Origin of the sequence: Streptomyces sp. NPDC079141 (genome assembly GCF_040686775.1) — a bacterium.
Taxonomy (GTDB): Bacteria; Actinomycetota; Actinomycetes; order Streptomycetales; family Streptomycetaceae; genus Streptomyces.
On record NZ_JBFBLP010000007.1, the window covers coordinates 163,599 to 180,827 of the forward strand.

The 17,229-nt window shown below is 71.4% G+C and carries 20 protein-coding genes; 11 read left to right on the plus strand and 9 right to left on the minus strand.

Annotated features, from left to right (window positions below; translation table 11 throughout):
- Positions 1–80 precede the first annotated feature (80 nt).
- The 3 genes from AB0Q90_RS21035 to AB0Q90_RS21045 are packed head-to-tail and all read left to right on the plus strand — an operon-like array spanning position 81 to position 2,217.
- A complete protein-coding gene (locus AB0Q90_RS21035) occupies positions 81–1,151 on the plus strand; it encodes an aromatic ring-hydroxylating dioxygenase subunit alpha (RefSeq protein WP_363159954.1) in 1,071 nt (356 codons plus the stop codon).
- Positions 1,148–1,303: a hypothetical protein gene (locus AB0Q90_RS21040; protein ID WP_363159953.1), complete on the plus strand. Its 156-nt coding sequence runs from the start codon at positions 1,148–1,150 to the stop codon at positions 1,301–1,303. The genes AB0Q90_RS21035 and AB0Q90_RS21040 overlap by 4 nt, the downstream gene beginning before the upstream one ends.
- Positions 1,300–2,217: a PDR/VanB family oxidoreductase gene (locus AB0Q90_RS21045; RefSeq protein ID WP_363159952.1), complete on the plus strand. Its 918-nt coding sequence runs from the start codon at positions 1,300–1,302 to the stop codon at positions 2,215–2,217. Before AB0Q90_RS21040 ends, AB0Q90_RS21045 begins: the two co-directional genes overlap by 4 nt.
- Here AB0Q90_RS21045 and AB0Q90_RS21050 read toward each other — a convergent pair.
- The gene (locus tag AB0Q90_RS21050; protein WP_363159951.1) at positions 2,168–2,983 is read right to left on the minus strand and encodes an IclR family transcriptional regulator C-terminal domain-containing protein; all 816 of its coding nucleotides are present in this window, start codon (positions 2,981–2,983) and stop codon (positions 2,168–2,170) included. The two genes, AB0Q90_RS21045 and AB0Q90_RS21050, sit on opposite strands and share 50 nt — an antisense overlap.
- A 149-nt stretch (positions 2,984–3,132) precedes the next feature.
- On the opposite strand from AB0Q90_RS21050, the gene AB0Q90_RS21055 reads away from it, so the two are divergent.
- Genes AB0Q90_RS21055 through AB0Q90_RS21070 form a run of 4 tightly spaced genes read left to right on the plus strand, consistent with a single transcriptional unit; the run spans position 3,133 to position 6,474 of the window.
- The gene (locus AB0Q90_RS21055; RefSeq protein ID WP_363159950.1) at positions 3,133–4,104 is read left to right on the plus strand and encodes an ABC transporter substrate-binding protein; all 972 of its coding nucleotides are present in this window, start codon (positions 3,133–3,135) and stop codon (positions 4,102–4,104) included.
- Positions 4,101–4,874, plus strand: coding sequence for an ABC transporter permease (locus AB0Q90_RS21060; protein ID WP_363159949.1), 774 nt, complete (start codon positions 4,101–4,103; stop codon positions 4,872–4,874). Before AB0Q90_RS21055 ends, AB0Q90_RS21060 begins: the two co-directional genes overlap by 4 nt.
- Entirely contained in the window at positions 4,871–5,650 is a 780-nt protein-coding gene (locus AB0Q90_RS21065; RefSeq protein WP_363159948.1) for an ABC transporter permease subunit, read from the plus strand. The genes AB0Q90_RS21060 and AB0Q90_RS21065 overlap by 4 nt, the downstream gene beginning before the upstream one ends.
- Before the next feature lie 20 nt (positions 5,651–5,670).
- Positions 5,671–6,474 carry an ABC transporter ATP-binding protein gene (locus AB0Q90_RS21070; protein ID WP_363159947.1) on the plus strand — a complete coding sequence of 268 codons (804 nt, stop codon included), beginning with the start codon at positions 5,671–5,673 and terminating at the stop codon, positions 6,472–6,474.
- Positions 6,475–6,480: 6 nt separating this feature from the next.
- On the opposite strand, the gene AB0Q90_RS21075 is transcribed toward AB0Q90_RS21070, so the two are convergent.
- The 6 genes from AB0Q90_RS21075 to AB0Q90_RS21100 all read right to left on the minus strand — a co-directional run bounded on the left by AB0Q90_RS21075 (position 6,481) and on the right by AB0Q90_RS21100 (position 12,105).
- Positions 6,481–7,173: a GntR family transcriptional regulator gene (locus AB0Q90_RS21075; RefSeq protein WP_363159946.1), complete on the minus strand. Its 693-nt coding sequence runs from the start codon at positions 7,171–7,173 to the stop codon at positions 6,481–6,483.
- Positions 7,174–7,242: 69 nt separating this feature from the next.
- The gene (locus AB0Q90_RS21080) at positions 7,243–8,244 is read right to left on the minus strand and encodes a proline racemase family protein (RefSeq protein WP_363159945.1); all 1,002 of its coding nucleotides are present in this window, start codon (positions 8,242–8,244) and stop codon (positions 7,243–7,245) included.
- 45 nt (positions 8,245–8,289) lie between these two features.
- Positions 8,290–9,186, minus strand: coding sequence for a dihydrodipicolinate synthase family protein (locus tag AB0Q90_RS21085; RefSeq protein ID WP_363159944.1), 897 nt, complete (start codon positions 9,184–9,186; stop codon positions 8,290–8,292).
- Positions 9,187–9,261: 75 nt separating this feature from the next.
- On the minus strand, positions 9,262–10,656 hold the full coding sequence (locus AB0Q90_RS21090; RefSeq protein WP_363159943.1) for an NAD(P)/FAD-dependent oxidoreductase: 1,395 nt from the start codon (positions 10,654–10,656) through the stop codon (positions 9,262–9,264).
- On the minus strand, positions 10,649–10,951 hold the full coding sequence (locus tag AB0Q90_RS21095) for a (2Fe-2S)-binding protein (protein WP_363159942.1): 303 nt from the start codon (positions 10,949–10,951) through the stop codon (positions 10,649–10,651). Before AB0Q90_RS21095 ends, AB0Q90_RS21090 begins: the two co-directional genes overlap by 8 nt.
- Positions 10,948–12,105 (minus strand): FAD-binding oxidoreductase, encoded by a 1,158-nt coding sequence (locus tag AB0Q90_RS21100; protein ID WP_363159941.1) that lies wholly within the window; start codon positions 12,103–12,105, stop codon positions 10,948–10,950. Before AB0Q90_RS21100 ends, AB0Q90_RS21095 begins: the two co-directional genes overlap by 4 nt.
- Positions 12,106–12,182: 77 nt before the next feature.
- Here AB0Q90_RS21100 and AB0Q90_RS21105 point away from each other — a divergent pair, with 77 nt between their 5' ends.
- On the plus strand, positions 12,183–13,595 hold the full coding sequence (locus AB0Q90_RS21105; protein WP_363159940.1) for an aminopeptidase P family protein: 1,413 nt from the start codon (positions 12,183–12,185) through the stop codon (positions 13,593–13,595).
- 50 nt (positions 13,596–13,645) lie between these two features.
- On the opposite strand, the gene AB0Q90_RS21110 is transcribed toward AB0Q90_RS21105, so the two are convergent.
- Positions 13,646–14,317, minus strand: a complete 672-nt coding sequence (locus AB0Q90_RS21110; protein ID WP_363159939.1) for a hypothetical protein — start codon at positions 14,315–14,317, stop codon at positions 13,646–13,648.
- Positions 14,318–14,529: 212 nt separating this feature from the next.
- Between AB0Q90_RS21110 and AB0Q90_RS21115 the strand changes: the two genes are divergently transcribed.
- Complete coding sequence (locus AB0Q90_RS21115; protein ID WP_363159938.1) at positions 14,530–15,180, plus strand: helix-turn-helix transcriptional regulator; 651 nt, start codon at positions 14,530–14,532, stop codon at positions 15,178–15,180.
- 32 nt (positions 15,181–15,212) lie between these two features.
- Positions 15,213–15,743 carry a toxin-antitoxin system, toxin component gene (locus tag AB0Q90_RS21120; RefSeq protein ID WP_363160084.1) on the plus strand — a complete coding sequence of 177 codons (531 nt, stop codon included), beginning with the start codon at positions 15,213–15,215 and terminating at the stop codon, positions 15,741–15,743.
- A gap of 5 nt (positions 15,744–15,748) precedes the next feature.
- Here AB0Q90_RS21120 and AB0Q90_RS21125 read toward each other — a convergent pair whose 3' ends face one another.
- Positions 15,749–16,771, minus strand: coding sequence for an alpha/beta hydrolase (locus AB0Q90_RS21125; protein ID WP_363159937.1), 1,023 nt, complete (start codon positions 16,769–16,771; stop codon positions 15,749–15,751).
- A 220-nt stretch (positions 16,772–16,991) separates the two neighbouring features.
- Between AB0Q90_RS21125 and AB0Q90_RS21130 the strand changes: the two genes are divergently transcribed.
- Positions 16,992–17,228 carry a hypothetical protein gene (locus AB0Q90_RS21130; protein ID WP_363159936.1) on the plus strand — a complete coding sequence of 79 codons (237 nt, stop codon included), beginning with the start codon at positions 16,992–16,994 and terminating at the stop codon, positions 17,226–17,228.
- The last annotated feature ends 1 nt before the right edge of the window (position 17,229 follow it).

Consider the following 17,229-nt stretch of genomic DNA (forward strand, 5'->3'; position numbering starts at 1 on the left):
GGCCCCGGCGGGCGTCACGAACCTGAGTCCAACCACGGCACGCGGGGCGACGGCGCCCCGCTCTCAGGGACGGGAACGCCATGCCACACACCACCGCCTTCGCCAGAAACCAGTGGTACGTCGCCGCCTACAGCCACGAGGTGGGCCGCGAGCTGCTCGGCCGGACGATTCTCGGGGAGTCGCTCGTCCTCTATCGGACGGAGGAGGACGGGACGCCCGTCGTGCTGCACGACCGGTGTGTGCACCGCAGGTATCCGCTGTCCGAGGCGCCCACCCGGCTGGACGGGGACCGGATCGTCTGCGGGTACCACGGGTTCACGTACGACACGACCGGTACGTGTGTGTATGTGCCGGGGCAGAAGCGCGTCCCGCGCACCGCACGCGTCGCCTCCTACCCCGTGGTCGAGCAGGACTCGCTGGTCTGGGTGTGGATCGGCGACCCGGCGCTCGCCGATCCGCAGGCAATTCCCCGGGCCGCGCACCTCGATTCCCCCGGCTGGGTCACCGTGCGCGGTATGGAGCCGATCGACTGCGACTACGGTCTCCTCGTCGACAACCTTCTCGATCTGTCCCACGAGACCTATCTGCACGGCGGTTACATCGGCACGCCCGAGGTCGCCGAGACGCCGATCACCACGGAGGTCGACGAGGGCGCGGGGATCGTGCGGGTGAGCCGGCACATGGACGATGCGGAGTGCCCGCCGTTCTACGCCAGGTCGACCGGCATCACAGGCCGGATCATGCGCTGGCAGGACATCGAGTACCACGCGCCCTGCCTCTATCTGCTGCACAGCAGGGTCGCGCCGGTCGGGGTGCTGCCCGAGGCGGACGGCAGCGATCCGGGCGGCTTCCACACCGAGATCACCTACGCCATCACCCCGTCCGGCGACGGCAAGGTGTACGACTTCTGGGCGGTCTCGCGCGACTGGGCGACGGACGATGCCGAGGTCACCGAGTTCCTGCGGGCCAACAACCACACCGTCGTCATGCAGGACGTCGACGCGCTCAACCTGTTGCAGAAGACCCTCGGCACCGAGCGGCACGGCTATCAGGAGCTGAGCATCAACATCGACACCGGCGGGCTGGCCGCCCGCCGTATCCTCGCCCGGCTGGTCGAGGAGGGTGACAAGCCCGTGGAGAAGGTCCTGTGACGGCGCGGACCGGGGAGATCTACCGCATCGACTGGCTGCCGGGCACCGATGTCCTGCACGGCACCTGTCACTGCGGGGCCGAGCACGCCTCCGAGGACCCGGTCGAGATGTGGGAGTGGATGCTCGGACACCCCGAGGGGCACGACTCATGAGGGAACTCGTCGTCGAGAAACGGGAGTTCGCGGCCGACGGGGTGATCGCACTGACACTGCGCCATCCCCTCGGCGAGCCGCTGCCGGAATGGGAGCCGGGCGCCCACGTCGACCTCCTGCTCGGGCCGGACCTGGAGCGGCAGTACTCCCTGTGCGGCGACCCGGCCGACCGCACCGCCTGGCGGATCGCCGTGCTGCGCGAGCCCGAAGGGCGGGGCGGATCGGCCTACGTACACGAGCAGTTGCACGACAAGGTGCGGGTGCGAGGGCCGCGCAATCACTTCGCCCTGCTTCCCTCCCCTCGCTACCTTTTCATCGCGGGCGGCATCGGCATCACGCCGATCCTGCCCATGCTGGCCGCGGCCGAGTCGGCGGGCGCCGAGTGGTCGCTGCTCTACGGCGGACGCAACCGCAACTCCATGGCCTTCGCCGGTGAGTTGAGCCGATACGGAGACCGGGTGACCCTCGCCCCGCAGGACGAGACCGGACTGCTGGACCTGGACTCCGCGCTCGACGGTCTGCCCGACGGCACCCTCGTCTACTGCTGCGGTCCGGGGCCGCTGCTCGACGCGGTGGAGGAGCGCTGTCCGCAGGGGATGCTGCATGTCGAGCGGTTCCGGCCGAAGGAGCAACCGGTTGGCGAGGACCGTGAGTTCGAGGTCGTTCTCGCGCAGAGCGGTCGTAGCGTCACCGTCCCGCCCGGCGTCTCCGTACTCGACGCCGTGCGCGACGCCGGTGTCGAGGTGCTCTACTCCTGCACCGAGGGCACGTGCGGGACCTGCGAGACGGAGGTCGTCGAAGGGGTGCCGGAGCACCGGGACTCGGTGCTGACCGACGCGGAGCGCGCGGCCGGGGAGACCATGCTCATCTGTGTGTCCCGGTGCCGTGGGAGGCGGCTCGTGCTGGACCTGTGATCCGCAGGTCGGCCTCGATCCGGGCGACCGTGTCCAGCAGCGGCGGCAGCAGGTCACGGCGTACGGACTCAAGGGAGTTGCGGCCGGCGTGCACCGCGATGTTCACGGCCGCCGTCACCGCGCCGCCCCGGTCCCGCACCGGGGCGGCGACCGACCGGAGCCCCAGCTCCAGCTCCTGGTCGACGATCGCGTAGCCCTGCCGGCGCACCCGGCGCAGTTCGGCCCGCAGGGCGTCCGGTGAGACGAGCGTGCGCGGGGTCAGGGGGCCGAGGTCCGCCCGGGCCAGCCGGGTGTCGATCTCCTCGTCCGTCAGATGCGCAAGGATCACCCGGCCCACCGAGGTGACGTGCGCCGGGAAGCGGGTGCCCACGGTGATGGACGCGGTCATGATGCGGCTGGTCGGCACCCGTGCCACGTAGACGATGTCGTCGCCGTCCAGGACGCACAGTGAGGACGACTCCCTTACGTGGGCGACGAGTTGCTGCAGGTGCGGTTCGGCGAGTTCGGGCAGCGTGAAGCCGGCGAGGTAGGAGTAGCCGAGCTCCAGCACGCGCGGGGTGAGCCGGAACTGGCGGCCGTCCTGCTGAACGTAGCCGAGGTCGGCCAGGGTCAGCAGCAGTCGGCGGGCGGCGGCGCGGGTGAGGCCGCAGTCGCGGGCGACCTCGCTGAGTGTGCGGGCGGGATGCTCGGCGTCGAAGGAGCGGACGACAGCGAGGCCGTGCGCGAAGGACTGCACGAAGTGGCGTCCGTGGGCCGGCTGTGGCATCGTCGCCCCCTATCCTGTCAACAATTTTGTCAGCGAAACTGGTTGACCTGATCCGTTCAGGGTTCTACCTTCCCGCTCAGTACGCCAGAGCACTACTGTGCGGTCTGCGCACAGCCTGTCGGAACACCGTTGTCTGCACAGGAGGAGCCATGCGTCGTCTGCTTGCCGGTCTGGTGACCGGCACCTTCATGTTCGCCGTGACGGCCTGCGGCTCGTCCGACGACGGCAGTTCGTCGGACGGGAACGCCTCGTCCGGGGGCACCACGACGGTGAAGGTGGGGCTCATCCCCATCGTCGACGTCGCGCCTCTCTACCTCGGCCAGGAGAAGGGCTTCTACGAAAAGCAGGGCCTGAAGCTGTCGTTGACGACGGCTCAGGGTGGCGCGGCGATCGTGCCGGCCGTCGTCAGCGGGCAGTACCAGTTCGGGTTCAGCAACATGACCTCGCTGATGATCGCCCAGTCGAGCGATGTGCCGGTGAAGGCGATCGCCAACGGCATCGCGTCAACGGGCCAGGACGGCAAGGACTTCGGCGCGCTCACCGTGAAGGGGGACAGCGAGGTGAAGTCGCCCAAGGACCTGGAGGGCAAGAAGGTCGCCGTCAACACGCTGAAGAACATCAACGAGACGGCGGTACGGGAGTCGGTCCGCAAGGACGGCGGCGATCCGGACAAGGTCCAGTTCGTGGAGCTCGCCTTCGACCAGATGCCCGCCGCCCTCGACGGCGGCCAGATCGACGCGGCGATGGTGGTCGAACCGGCCCTCGCCACGGTCAAGAGCCAGGGCGGCCGCGAGATCGCCTCCTCGCTGGTCGACGTGGCCCCGGACCTCACGGTGGCGATGTACTTCACCTCCACGCAGTACGCGCAGGAACACCCGGACATCGTGAAGAAGTTCCAGGACGCCACCGCGGAGTCCCTCGCCTACGCTGACGCCCACCCGGACGAGGTCCGCCAGATCGTCACCTCCTACACGAAGATCCCGGCGACGGTGCTGGAGCAGGTGACCCTGCCGAAGTGGCCGGCCGAGGCCAACCGGTCCTCCATCGAGAAGCTGATGCAACTCGGCGAGCAGGACGGGCTGTTCAAGGCGACCCCGGACCTCGACAAGCTGCTGTCGTGAGGGGCCTGAACCTCGCGCTCGGCGCGGCCGGGCTCGCGGCCTTCCTCGCGCTGGGCGAGGCGGCACCGCGGCTCGGCCTGGTCAAGGAGGAGTACTTCCCGCCGACCAGCCGCATCGCGGACGCCTTCGGCGCCGAACTCGCCGACTCCGCCTTCTGGTCGGCGCTCGGCGACACCCTCACCGGCTGGGCGCTGGGCCTGGCGATCGCCTCCTGCGCGGGGATCGTCGCGGGCATCGTCGTCTCCGTCGTGCCCCACCTGCGGGAGGCGACCGCGTCGACGATCGAGTTCCTGCGCCCGATCCCCTCGGTCGCCCTGATCCCGCTCGCGGTGCTGCTCTACGGCACCGACCTGGGCTCGGTGCTCCTGCTCGTCGTCTACGCCTCCTTCTGGCAGGTGCTGATCCAGGTCCTGTACGGCGTGCAGGACCTGGACCCGGTCGCCGACGAGACGGCACGCTCCTACGGCCTGGGCACCTGGGCGCGGATCCGGCATGTGCTGTGGCCGACCGCGCTGCCGTACGTCATGACCGGGGTGCGGCTGGCCGCGGCCGTGGCGCTGATCCTCGCCGTGACCGCCGAACTGGTCATCGGCGCACCGGGGTTGGGGGCGCGGATCGCGATCGCGCAGAACTCGCAGGCGGTGCCCGAGATGTACGCGCTGATCGTGGTCACCGGACTGCTGGGGCTGCTGATCAACGTGGGTGCGCGGACGGTGGAGCGGCGGGCGCTGGCCTGGCACCAGTCGGTGCGCGGGGAGGTGACGGTGTGAGGCTGCTGCTCCTGCGGCTCGTCTTCGTGTTCGCGCTGCCGGCCGTGCTCGTGAGCGTGTGGTGGGTGGCGTCCGACGACAGTACGGACGTGTACTGGCCGCCGCTGCGGAAGATCCTGGAGACCTTCCCGGAGGTCTGGACGGCAGACCGCTTCAAGGACGACGTGCTGCCCAGCGTGCTGCGGCTGACCGGCGGTTACGCGCTGGCGGCCGTGGTGGGCGTGGCGCTCGGCACGGTCATCGGCTCCTACCGGCGGGTGCGGGCGGTGTGCGAGCCGGTGCTGGAGTTCCTGCGGGCCGTGCCGCCGCCGGTTCTGGTGCCGGTCATCATGCTGTTCGCGGGCATCGGCGACACGATGAAGGTCACCGTGATCGCGAGCGGCTGCGTCTGGCCGATCCTGCTCAACACGGTGGAGGGCGTGCGCGCCGTCGACCCGGTGATGGCGGAGACGGCTCGCAGCTACGGCATCACCGGCGCCGCCCGGCTCAGGAACCTGGTGCTGCGCTCGGCGAGCCCGCAGATCTTCGCGGGTCTGCGCCAGGCGCTGTCCATCGGCATCATCCTCATGGTCATCAGCGAGATGTTCGCCGCCAGCAACGGACTCGGCTTCACCATCGTGCAGTTCCAGCGCAGCTTCGCCATCCCCGACATGTGGACCGGCATCCTCGTGCTCGGTCTGCTCGGCTTCCTGCTGTCGGTCGTCTTCCAGCTCGTCGAACGGCGGGTGCTCGGCTGGTACCACGGCCTGCGCGCCTCCACCCGGCGGTCCCCGTGAGCCATGTGAAAGGGCGGTCCATGCTCGACGTACGCGGCCTGAAGAAGGTGTACGAGGGATCGGGGCGGCGCGTGGAGGCGGTGCGCGACCTGACGTTCACCGTCGAGGCGGGCGAACTGGTCTGCCTGGTCGGCCCGTCGGGCTGCGGCAAGACGACCCTGCTGAAGTGCATGGGCGGCCTGCTGGCGCCGACGGGCGGCGAAGTGCTGCTGGAGGGACGGAAGGTGACCGGTCCGCCGCCCGGGATGGCGTTCGTCTTCCAGGAGTACGGGCGGAGCCTGTTCCCCTGGATGCGGGTCGGCGAGAACGTCGAACTGCCGCTGAAACAGAAGGACTTGACCAAGGCTGCGCGGCGGGAACTGGTCCGGGACGCGCTGGACTCGGTGGGGCTCGCGGACGCCGTGGGGGCCTACCCCTGGCAGCTGTCCGGCGGAATGCAGCAGCGGGTGGCCATCGCCCGCGCGCTGGCCTACGAGCCCCGGGTGCTGCTGATGGACGAGCCGTTCGCGGCGGTCGACGCACAGACCCGCGCCGACCTGGAGGACCTCGTACGGCGGCTGTGGCGGGAGCGGGGCATCACCATCCTGTTCGTCACCCATGACATCGACGAGGCCGTGTACCTCGGCGAGCGGGTCGTCGTCCTGTCCGCCTCCCCCACGGTCGTCCAGGAGCAGCTGAAGGTCGACCTCCCCGCCGAGCGGGACCAGTTGCACACCCGTGTGGCCCCGCGCTTCGCCGAGCTGCGGACCCATGTGTACGAGCAGATCCAGGCGGCGAAGCGCGGGGCACCGGTCACGAAGTCGGACACGCCCCCACTCGATTGAAGTCGCCTAGCGCGCGGCCCACAGCCCCCGGACGTGACCGAGGTGGCGGGTCATGACCTCGCGCACCGCCCGCTCGTCCCGGGCCAGCAGCGCGTCGAGCAGTTCCAGATGCTCCTCGGCGGAGGAGATCAGACGGCCCGCCTCCACCAGGGCGGTCAGGCCGTAGAGCCGGGAACGCTTGCGCAGGTCGCCGACGACCTCGACGAGGTGGGCATTGCCGGCCAAAGCGAGCAGGCCGAGGTGGAAGCGGGTGTCGGCCTCCACGTACGCGATGAGGTCACCGGCCACCGCGGCCTGCACGATCTCCCGGGCGGCCGGGCGCAGCGCCTCCAGGGAGACGGCGTCGGCGGTCCCGGCCAGCTCCACCACGGTCGGGATCTCGATCAGCGCGCGGACGTGCTTGTACTCGTCGAGCTGCTTCTCGGAGACGACCGTGACCCGGAACCCCTTGTTGGGAACGGTGTCGACCAGCCCCTCCTTGGCCAGGTCCAGCATGGCCTCGCGCACCGGCGTCGCCGAGACGCCGAAGCGGGCGGCGAGCGTCGGCGCCGAGTAGACCTCGCCCGGGCGCAGCTCGCCGGCGATCAGCGCGGCCCGCAGGGCGTCGGCGACCCGCTCGCGGTAGCTGCGCTTCTTGCCGCCCAGGCTGGGCAGGGCAGGAGCAGCGGCGGATGGGGCGCCGACGGACTGGGCGGCCATGGAAGGTCTCCTAGCTGGTGCAATGCAATGTCACGCGTCACCGGCCATTATCCCTGAGCCGCCGGGCGGCTACAGGACGAACCCCGCCGGAAAGGGATCGGCCGGATCGAGCAGGTACTGGGCGGTGCCGGTGACCCAGGCGCGGCCGGTGAAGCTGGGCAGGACGGCGGGGCGGCCGGCGACCTCGGTGGTGCCGAGGAGCCGGCCGGTGAACCGGGTCCCGATGAAGGACTCGTTGACGAACTCGGTGTTCAGGGGGAGTTCGCCGCGGGCGTGCAGCTGGGCCATGCGCGCGCTGGTGCCGGTGCCGCAGGGTGAGCGGTCGAACCAGCCGGGGTGGATCGCCATGGCGTGCCGGGAGTGGCGGGCGGTGGCGCCGGGAGCGATCAGATGGACGTGGTGGCAGCCGCGGATGGAGGGGTCCTCGGGGTGGACGGGCTCCTCCTCCGCGTTGATCGCTTCCATCAGGGACAGGCCCGCCTTGAGGATGTCGTCCTTGCGGGCACGGTCGAAGGGCAGCCCGAACTCCTCCAGCGGAAGGATGGCGTAGAAGTTGCCGCCGTATGCCATGTCGTATGTCACCGTGCGCCCACCGGCGAGTGTGATCTTGCGGTCGAGGCCGACGGAGAAGGACGGCACGTTCTTCAGGGTGACGTTCTTCGCCGCCCCGTCCTCCACCGCCACCTCGGCGACGACGAGGCCCGCCGGGGTGTCGAGCCGGATGGTGGTGACCGGTTCGACGACCTCGACCATGCCCGTCTCCACCAGCACGGTGGCCACACCGATCGTGCCGTGCCCGCACATCGGCAGATAGCCGGAGACCTCGATGTAGATCACGCCCCAGTCGCAGTCGGGGCGGGTCGGCGGCTGGAGGATGGCGCCGCTCATCGCGGAGTGGCCGCGCGGCTCGTTCATCAGGAGCTGCTTGATGTCGTCGCGGTGCTCACGGAAGTACAGGCGCCGCTCGTTCATGGTCGCGCCGGGGATCGCTCCGATGCCGCCGGTGATCACGCGGGTGGGCATGCCCTCGGTGTGCGAGTCGACGGCGTGCAGGACGAGTTTGCTGCGCATGACGCTCCTGATGATCCGGATCGGGAGGGGTGAGGGAGGGGGCGGTTACGCGAGCCCGGCGGCGACGGCCTTCTCGGTGGCGGCGCGGACGGCCGCCTCCTGCTCGGGCAGCAGCGGGACGCGCGGCGGGCGCACGGGGCCGCCGTGCCGGCCGACGATGTCCATGGACATCTTGATGGCCTGCACGAACTCGACCTTGGAGTCCCAGCGCAGCAGCGGGTGCAGCTGCTCGTACAGCTTCTTGGCGGTGCCGAGGTCGCCGCCGACCGCGGCACGGTACAACTCGACGGACGCGGCGGGCAGCGCGTTCGGGTAGCCGGCCACCCAGCCCTTGGCGCCGGCGACCGCCAGCTCCAGCAGGACGTCGTCGGCGCCGATCAGCAGGTCGAGGCCGGGGGCGAGCTCGGCGAGCTGGTAGGCGCGGCGGACGTCGCCGGAGAACTCCTTGACGGCGTGGATGCAGCCCTCGCCGTGCAGCTTGGCGAGCAGCTCCGGGACCAGGTCGACCTTGGTGTCGATCGGGTTGTTGTAGGCGACGACCGGGATGCCCGCCTGTGCGACCTCGGCGTAGTGGGCGAGGACTGACCGCTCGTCGGCGCGGTAGGCGTTGGGCGGCAGCAGCATCACCGAGGCGCAGCCCGCGTCCCGGGCCTGCTCGGCCCAGCGGCGGGCCTCGGCGGAGCCGTAGGCGGCGACTCCGGGCATCACCCGCTGCCCGCCGATGGCGGCGACGGCCGTCTCGACGACCTTGGTGCGCTCCTCGGGGGTGAGGACCTGGTACTCGCCGAGCGAGCCGTTCGGCACGACGCCGTCGCAGCCGTTCTCGACGAGCCAGGCGCAGTGCTCGGCGTACTTGTCGTAGTTCACGGAGAGGTCGTCGTTGAGCGGCAGGGCGGTGGCGACGAGGACGCCGCGCCAGGGGGTGCTGTGGGTGGCGGTCATGTGAATGTCCTTCTCGATAGCGTGTGACATATTACTGATGAATGGCCTGACGGCGGCCATGCGCGCTGGTGGTGACTATGGGGTGTGCTGCCCCGCCTGCGCCAGTACACCGAGCGGTACGGGCCGCGCGAAGGGCCGCCGCGACGGCGTGAGCTCGCACCCGGCGAGCCCCGCGACCGCGGGCCCGCACACCCGCCCCTGGCACCAGCCCATCCCGGCCCGCGTCAGCAGCTTCACAGTGCGAACGTCCCCGGCACCCAGCTCCTCGACGGCCTCGCGGATCGCCCCGCCGGTGACCTCCTCGCAACGGCAGACGACGGTGTCGTCGGTGACCTGCTCGGTCCAGTGCGCGGGCGGCGCGTAGACGCTGTCGAGCGCGGCGGAGAACGCCCGCAGCCGGGTACGGGTCCGCGCGGCGGCCGTCCACCCGGCGGGGTCGGGCTCGGTGCCGTTCAGGCGGGCCGCGGCCGACCGGCCCCCAATGTGTCCCTCGGCCAGGGACAGGGCCGAGCCGCCGATGCCGGTGGTCTCGCCCGCGGCCCAGACGCCGGGGACGTCGGTGCGCTGTTCGTCGTCGACGTGGACGTCCATGCCGTCGAGGCGGCAGCCGAGGGTCTCGGCGAGATCGGTGTGCGGCAGCATGCCGTGGCCGACGGCGAGGGTGTCGCAGGCGATACGGCGCTCGGTGCCGGGCCGGACCCGGCCGTCGCCGTCGAGGGCGGCCACGGTCACGGCCTCCAGCCGCTCGCCACCATGCGCCTCGACGAGGGTGTGCCGGACGAACGTACGCACCCGCCGGCGCAGCAACTGGGCCGCGTACCCAGCGCCTTCGGCGACCTTGCCGGGCTGGGCCGCGAGGGCGCGGGAGCGTCGTACGAACGCCTTGGGATCCGCCGACTCCACCAGCGCGGCGACCTCGACACCGGCCGCCGCGAGACCGGTGGCCACGGGCAGCAGCAGCGGCCCGGTCCCGGCGACGACGGCGGTGCGTCCGGAGACCGCGAGGGCGCCCTTGAGCATGGCCTGGGCGCCGCCCGCGGTGACGACGCCGGGGAGGGTCCAGCCGGGGAACGGCAGCACCTTCTCGTAGCCGCCGGTGGCGAGGAGGACGGCGTCGGCGCGCACCTCGACGGGCTCCTCCTGCTCGGGGCCGAGGAGGGCATGCACGGTGAAGCGGTCGGACTCCCGCTCGACGAACCACACATGATGGTCCGTCAAGTGCCGTACCGAGCCTGCCTGTACGTGTGCGCGCAGGCCGTCCCGGAGACGTTCCCAGGTGCTCCACTGGTGGTGCAGGGCCTGCGGGCGCCCGGCGCGCAGTGCGCTCGCCGGCTGCCGGTAGAACTGCCCGCCCGCCTCCGCGGCGGCGTCGAGCAAGGTGACCCGTACGCCGTGGGCCGCGGCGGCGACCGTCGCGGCGAGGCCCGCCGGGCCAGCGCCGATCACGGCGAGATGCGGTCGCTCAGTCATCGCGCCCCGTCCCTTCCTGCGTACGGATCGCGTCACCGGGGTGCAATGGCACCAGGCAAGCCCGTTGATTGGGACGGCCGTTGACGGTGACCAGGCAGTCGAAGCAGACGCCGATCCCGCAGAAGACGCCGCGCGGGCGGCCCTCTCCGCGCGTGCTGCGCCAGGAGGTGACCCCGGCCGCCCAGAGGGCGGCGGCGACGGTCTGGCCGGGCAGCGCCGCGATCTCCCGCCCGTCGAGGGTGACGGTGAACGGCGGGCCCGGCCGGGCGTCGGCGAGGCTCAGTGGGGTTCTCACACGGTCTCCTCGTCTGCGGGGAACCGGTCCGGGCGGAACGGCGCCAGGTCCTGGTCGGGGGTCTTCGCGGTCAGCACCTGTGCGATCAAGTGGCCGGTGCCGGTGGCGAGTCCGATGCCGGCGCCCTCGTGCCCGCAGGCGTGGTGGAGACCGGGGACGCGCGGATCGGGACCGATGGCGGGCAGGTGGTCGGGCAGATACGGCCGGAAGCCGAGGTACGCGCGCATGGCCCGCACCTCCGCCAGGAACGGGAACAGCCGGGTCGCACCGGCCGCCAGAGCGCGCACGACCGGCAGCGAGAACGACCGGTCGAAGCCCACCCGTTCCCGGCTCGCGCCGATCAGCACCGGCCCCGCGGGCGTCCCTTCGACGACCGGCGAGGTCTGGAGCGCGGCCGAGTCGCTGGCCACGTCGGCCACATAGTCGGCGGCGTACACCTTGTGCCGCACCTTGCGCGGCAGAGGCTCGGTGACGAGGACGAAGCCGCGTCGCGGGCGGACCGGGAGGCGGGTTCCCGCGAGTGCGGCCAGTTCGGCGCCCCATGTACCGGCCGCGTTGACCACCGCCGGGGCGTGGATGTCCCCGCGGTCCGTGCGGACACCGCGCACCGAACCGTCCGCCGCGCGCAGTACGCCGGTCACGGTCCACCCGGTGAACAGGCGGGCGCCGGATGCCCGTACGAGGTGCGCGGCGGCCAGGGCGGGCATGACCTGGCAGTCCTGCGGGTAGAGCACACCGCCGGGCAGCCCGGGGGTGAGGTGGGGTTCGAGGCCGTACAGCCCCTCGCCCACGACGGTCTCGGCGACGACCCCCGCGGCGCGCTGCGCCTCGGCGAACCGCTCCAGGGCCGTGAGCCCCTCCGCGGTCGAGGCGACGACGACGCCGCCCTTGGCCTCGTACTCGACGACCCCGCCGAACTCGTCGGCCAGGTCGGCCCAGAGGCGGCCCGAAAGGAGCGCAAGGTCCAGTTCCGGGCCGGGTCCCTTGTCGGAGACGAGGAGGTTGCCCTCCCCGGCACCGGTCGTACCGCCGGCCACCGGGCCGCGGTCGACGATGATCACGTCGAGGCCCGCCCGCGCCCCGTACAAGGCGCAGGCCGCTCCCACCATCCCGGCGCCGACAACCACGACGTCACAGGTCAGTCGCTTGCTCACGTCAGTACTATGTCACATACTTCTGTTCGGGGGAACGCCACCGCGCCCGCCGTCATCAACAGAAGAAGGTGTCCGACGTGGCCAAGGGCCGAAAGAACAGTCTCTACTCAGGAATCTCCGACGAGCTGTCCGCCTGGATGCGCACGGGATGGGCCGACACCGAGCGCAAGGACCTGACGCCGACCGAGCAGGCGCCCTACGCCGCGCGCCGGCGCGCCGCGCTCTCCGCCCGCTTCCCGGGCGAGCGGCTGGTCGTGCCGTCCGGAGGCCTCAAGATCCGCTCGAACGACGACCCTTACCCCTTCCGCCCGTACTCCGGCTATGTCCACCTCACGGGCGATCAGGCCCGCGACGGCGCCCTGGTGCTGGAGCCCCGCCCCGACGGCGGCCACGACGCACACTGCTACCAGCTCCCCCGCGACAGCCGGGACAGCGACGAGTTCTGGGCCGGCTACACCGCCGAGCTGTGGATGGGCCGCCGCCCCACGCTCGCCGAGGCGGAACGGGTGCTCGGCCTGCCGTGCCGCGACATACGGACGATCGCGCAGGACCTCAACGACTCCCCCGCCGCGCCCACCCGGATCATCCGTGGCATCGACCCCGCCCTGGATGCGGCGCTCGACACCGACCGGGAGCGGGACGACGAACTCGAAGAGGCCGTCTCCGCCCTGCGACTCGTCAAGGACGAATGGGAAATCGGCGAAATGCGCCGCGCGACGGACTCCACGGTGCGCGGATTCACCGATGTCGTACGGGAGTTGTCGCAGGCCATGGCCACCTCGGAGCGGTGGATCGAGGGCACCTTCTACCGCCGGGCCCGCGTCGAGGGCAACAGCGTCGGCTACGGCTCCATCTGCGCCGCCGGCGAGCACGCCACGATCATGCACTGGACCGACAACGACGGCCCGGTCCGCCCCGGCGACCTCCTCCTGCTGGACGCGGGCGTGGAGACCCGCACCCTCTACACCGCCGACGTCACCCGCACGCTCCCCGTCAGCGGCACGTTCAGCCCGGTCCAGCGCAAGGTCTACGACGCCGTGTACGCCGCTCAGGAGGCCGGAATGGCCGCGGTCAAGCCCGGCGCCCACTACCGGGACTTCCACGAGGCGGCGCAGCGGTCGATGACCGAACGGCTGGTGGAGTGGGGCTTCGTCGAGGGCCCGGTGGAGCGGGCGTACGAGCTGGGCCTGCAGCGCAGGTTCACCATGGCCGGCACCGGCCACATGCTCGGTCTCGACGTCCACGACTGCGCGACGGCCCGCAACGAGGACTACGTGGACGGCGTGCTGGAGCCGGGCATGGTGCTCACCGTCGAGCCCGGCCTGTACTTCCAGCCCGACGACCTGACGGTGCCCGAGGAGTGGCGCGGCATCGGCGTCCGGATCGAGGACGATCTGCTGGTGACGGAGGACGGCCACGAGAACCTGTCGGCGGGGCTGCCGCGCTCGGCCGACGAGGTGGAGGCGTGGATGCGCGAGCACGCCGGCTGAGTGTCCGTGACGGGGCGCCGTCGGCGACCTGAACGCCGGCGGTGCCCCGGTCAGGCTTCGGGGGCGGGCACCACGCTGAGGTGGGTCGCCGTACGGCGCGGGCGCACCGCCCGGCGCGCGGCGGGCGCCGGACGCCGCGCGTCGCGCAGCACCAGCGTCATCCGTCGGTAGCCCATCTCCTTGAGGGTGGCGGGGGTCTCCTCGACGATCCGGCAGTCGGTGGCGCCCCAGCGCGGGTCCGGGTGGAGCAGCGGGCGGACCGCGCCGTCGTGCGCCACGGCCTGCTCGCCCACGGTGCGGATCCAGTGCGGCAGGCCGTGCCGGTAGGCCGCCTCCATGATCGGGTCCTGGGCGATGTCCCGGCGGATGGCCTGGAGTCCGTGGTCGTGGCCGTGGCGCTCCACGGCGGCCGCGAAGTGGGCCAGCATCGGCAGGCACCAGCTCGACTCGTGCTCGCCGAGGACGGTGCCCGCATCGGGGTGGAACAGGACGAACCTGAGGAAGTTGTCACCCGGCATGGCCGTCGGATGCGGTCCGACGCCCCGGAAAAGTGACGCGAAAGCGGTGTTGGCCAGGATCACGTCCCAGCGGTGGTCGAGCACGACGGACGGGAAGGGCACGGCCTCCAGAAGGGTGGCGTAGTCCTGGAGGTATCCCTGGGCCTCGGGACTCTCGGGGACGGACCGCAGTTCCGATCGCTGCCCTCCTGCCTGATGTGCCATCCGGAGGTCACCCCTCTTGCCTGTGCGGCCTTGACGCGGCGCCCCGATCCTGATGCCCCGGCACAACCGGTGTCAACTATCGTGGCATTTCATGCCGGTTGACGGCTGAAATTGGCCACAGTTGTGGCGAGACCTGGATGTGAGTTCGAACCACCGGTTACTCTCCGGGAAGTTCACGGCAATCGCTTGTGAGAGACGTAGGAGTTCTGTCGGTGACGGGTGGCTTCGAAGGTCCGGGCGCCACGGGCACGGCGGCACTGCCGGCCGTGGTCGCTCGCGTGACCGCACTCGCCGACCGGCTCGGCGTACCGCACGCCGAGGTCTTCGACACCGGCCGTCTGTCCGTCGCCTCCGGTGTCCCCGAACCCGTGGTCAAGGCCCTGCTCAGCGGCCGCCCGGCGGGTGAGCCCGACATCCAGGCCCGCTTCCTGCAACGGCTGGACCTGCTGCGCCGCACGCGGCTGAAGCCCAACGGGCGCAAGTACACCCAGCAGGAGATCGCCGACGGGGCCGGCATGTCGCGCCAGCAGGCCGGCGCGCTCATCAACGGCGACCGGCGGCCCACGATGGAGCACTGCGACGCCATCCAGCGCTTCTTCCGTGTGCACGCCGGTTTCCTCACCGCCGAGGACCCCGAGGCGCTCGCGGGCGCCCTCCAGCGCACCGAACAGGAACTCCTCCAGCAACTCGCGGAGCGGGAGGCGGCCGCGTCCGCCGAGGACCCGCTGGAGCGGCTGCTGCAGGACCACGGCGTGCGCGGGATCGCCTGGCGGGCCGCGCAACTGCCCACCGACCAGCACCGCGACAAGGTCGCCGAGTGGCTGGACATGCTCCTGGAGAGCGTCAAGCGGCCCGAGTCGTGACCCGGGGGAGAACTGTGAGCATCCGAAGGGAAATGCACCGCCTGTGCGGCGAGTTGGTCGGAGAGCTGGAGCTTCCCGGCCCGGTGCCGCCCGCGGACCTCTACGGCGCACTGTGCGGATCGATGGCCAGACGGCGCGGTCGGCCCGTCCACTTCCGTACGGCGGCCTTCCCGGTCGGCACGGCCAGCGGGCTGTGGCTGGACATGCGCGACCAGGATCTCGTCGTCATCGAGGAGCGCACCGCCCCCGACCACCAGTTGGTGATCCTCGGCCACGAACTGTGGCACATGAAGGCCGGGCACTGCGGCCATCACGTCGCGGGCGCGGCCGTCGCCGCCCGGCTGCTGCGGGACGACGCCGACCTGGAGGCGACGGTGCGCAAGGTGGCCGCCCGCAGCCGCTTCGACCAGGCCGACGAGCAGGAGGCCGAGAGCTTCGGCCTCCTCCTGGCCAGCAAGTGCCGCACCTGGCTGGCGGGTTCCTCGCAACGCACCCCGGTCCAGCGCGACCGCCTGGCGGGCAGGATCGAGGCGTCACTGGGGTACCGGGGCTCGCAGGCCTGACTCCTTCACGTAGCGCTGCGTTCGCTCGCTTCGCGTAGATCCCGTTCCACCGCACGGTTGCGAGGTGTGTCCTGGCGGCCCTCCTTCAGCAGGTCGCGCCAGTGCTCTCGGCTCCAGTCCGCAGGTGCTGTCGTCGCCGTGAACTCCTCGACCAGGGCGACGAAGCGGCCGGGGTCGGTGTGGAAGGGGAAGTGGCCGGCGCCCTCGAAGATCTCCAGCCGGCTTCCGGGCATCGCCTCGTGCGCGCCGAAGGCGTGCCGTACCGGTACGACGCTGTCCCGGTCGCCCCAGAGCAGCATGGTGGGCATGCCCTCGGTCAGATAGCAGCGGTCGAGCATGGTCACGACCTGTCCGCGCCAGTCGACGACCGCGCGCAGGGTGCGGATGAAGGCGTTGCGGGCGGTCTCGTCGGGGAGCGCGTCGACGAGGGTGAGCAGTTCCGGCGCGTCCTGGCCCAGGTCGGTGTCGAGGAGCTTCATCAGGCCTACGGTCAGGCCGAGTTGGTATCGCATGCCGGGCAGGCGCAGCGCGGACAGCAGCAGGTGGGCGCCGGGCACGGAGACCAGCCGCAGGACGGGGTTGACCTCGCGGCCGACACCGCCGGCGCTCACGAGGATGAGCCGTTCGGTGCGTTCGGGGAACTGGTAGGCGAACTGCATGGCCACTCCCCCGCCGAGCGAGTGGCCGACGAGAGTGGCGGACTCGATGCCGAGAGTGGTGAGGAGATCGCGCACTCCGTTGGCGTACGCGGCGACGGAGTAGTCGGCGCGCGGCTTGTCGGAGGCGCCGTGGCCGAGCAGGTCGGGGGCGATGACGGTGTGGGTGCGGGCGAGGTCGGGGATCAGCTCCGCCCAGGTCGCCGAGGAGTCCCCGATGCCGTGGATGAGCACCAGCGCCGGGCCCTCGCCGGCCATGCGGAAGGCGCGCCGGTAACCGTGCACGACGCGGTACCGCAGCTCCAGTTCTCCGTCGCCCACGGGACGCAGCCGTACGGCGCGCACCGGGCGCCGGCGGGGGACGTCGACCACGCGCTCGCCTCCTGATGCCGGGGCCGCGCGATCGCGGCCGAAAGCCTGTCACTCCAGCGTAGAGGTGCCTTCCCCCAAGGGATTTCGGCCAGGTTTCACCTCCGCTAAGCGGGCGAACCGGGGACTGGGCGGGCCCGATTGTCAGTGGTGGACGGCAAGCTGGAGATGCGCCCTGACTTGCGGGGCGGGAGACGACGCCGACTTTGGGGAGAGCCGACCGATGCCCACCGCCGTTCTGACCGACCGTGAGCGCACCGCCGTCCAGGCCTATCTACGGCTGCTGCACACGGTGCGGGCCGCTTTCGATGCCGCGGGTGGCCCGCCGGGAGAGGGACGACCACCCGTCGTGCCGCCCTCGGTGCTCGCGGAGGCCGAGCAGGCGCTGGCGGCCGCCGGGCTCACGGGCAACGAGGAGGCGTTCTTCCGGCTGCTGCAGAGCTGGTGCCCGGAGCCCTGAC

Coding starts and splice junctions, on each gene's coding strand:
- AB0Q90_RS21080 (WP_363159945.1), bottom strand. CDS start 8,244: ATGCGCAGCAAACTCGTCCTGCACGCCGTCGACTCGCACACCGAGGGC.
- AB0Q90_RS21130 (WP_363159936.1), top strand. CDS start 16,992: ATGCCCACCGCCGTTCTGACCGACCGTGAGCGCACCGCCGTCCAGGCC.
- AB0Q90_RS21120 (WP_363160084.1), top strand. CDS start 15,213: ATGCACCGCCTGTGCGGCGAGTTGGTCGGAGAGCTGGAGCTTCCCGGC.
- AB0Q90_RS21090 (WP_363159943.1), bottom strand. CDS start 10,656: ATGACTGAGCGACCGCATCTCGCCGTGATCGGCGCTGGCCCGGCGGGC.
- AB0Q90_RS21050 (WP_363159951.1), bottom strand. CDS start 2,983: ATGCCACAGCCGGCCCACGGACGCCACTTCGTGCAGTCCTTCGCGCAC.
- AB0Q90_RS21070 (WP_363159947.1), top strand. CDS start 5,671: ATGCTCGACGTACGCGGCCTGAAGAAGGTGTACGAGGGATCGGGGCGG.
- AB0Q90_RS21035 (WP_363159954.1), top strand. CDS start 81: ATGCCACACACCACCGCCTTCGCCAGAAACCAGTGGTACGTCGCCGCC.
- AB0Q90_RS21110 (WP_363159939.1), bottom strand. CDS start 14,317: ATGGCACATCAGGCAGGAGGGCAGCGATCGGAACTGCGGTCCGTCCCC.
- AB0Q90_RS21085 (WP_363159944.1), bottom strand. CDS start 9,186: ATGACCGCCACCCACAGCACCCCCTGGCGCGGCGTCCTCGTCGCCACC.
- AB0Q90_RS21055 (WP_363159950.1), top strand. CDS start 3,133: ATGCGTCGTCTGCTTGCCGGTCTGGTGACCGGCACCTTCATGTTCGCC.
- AB0Q90_RS21075 (WP_363159946.1), bottom strand. CDS start 7,173: ATGGCCGCCCAGTCCGTCGGCGCCCCATCCGCCGCTGCTCCTGCCCTG.
- AB0Q90_RS21045 (WP_363159952.1), top strand. CDS start 1,300: ATGAGGGAACTCGTCGTCGAGAAACGGGAGTTCGCGGCCGACGGGGTG.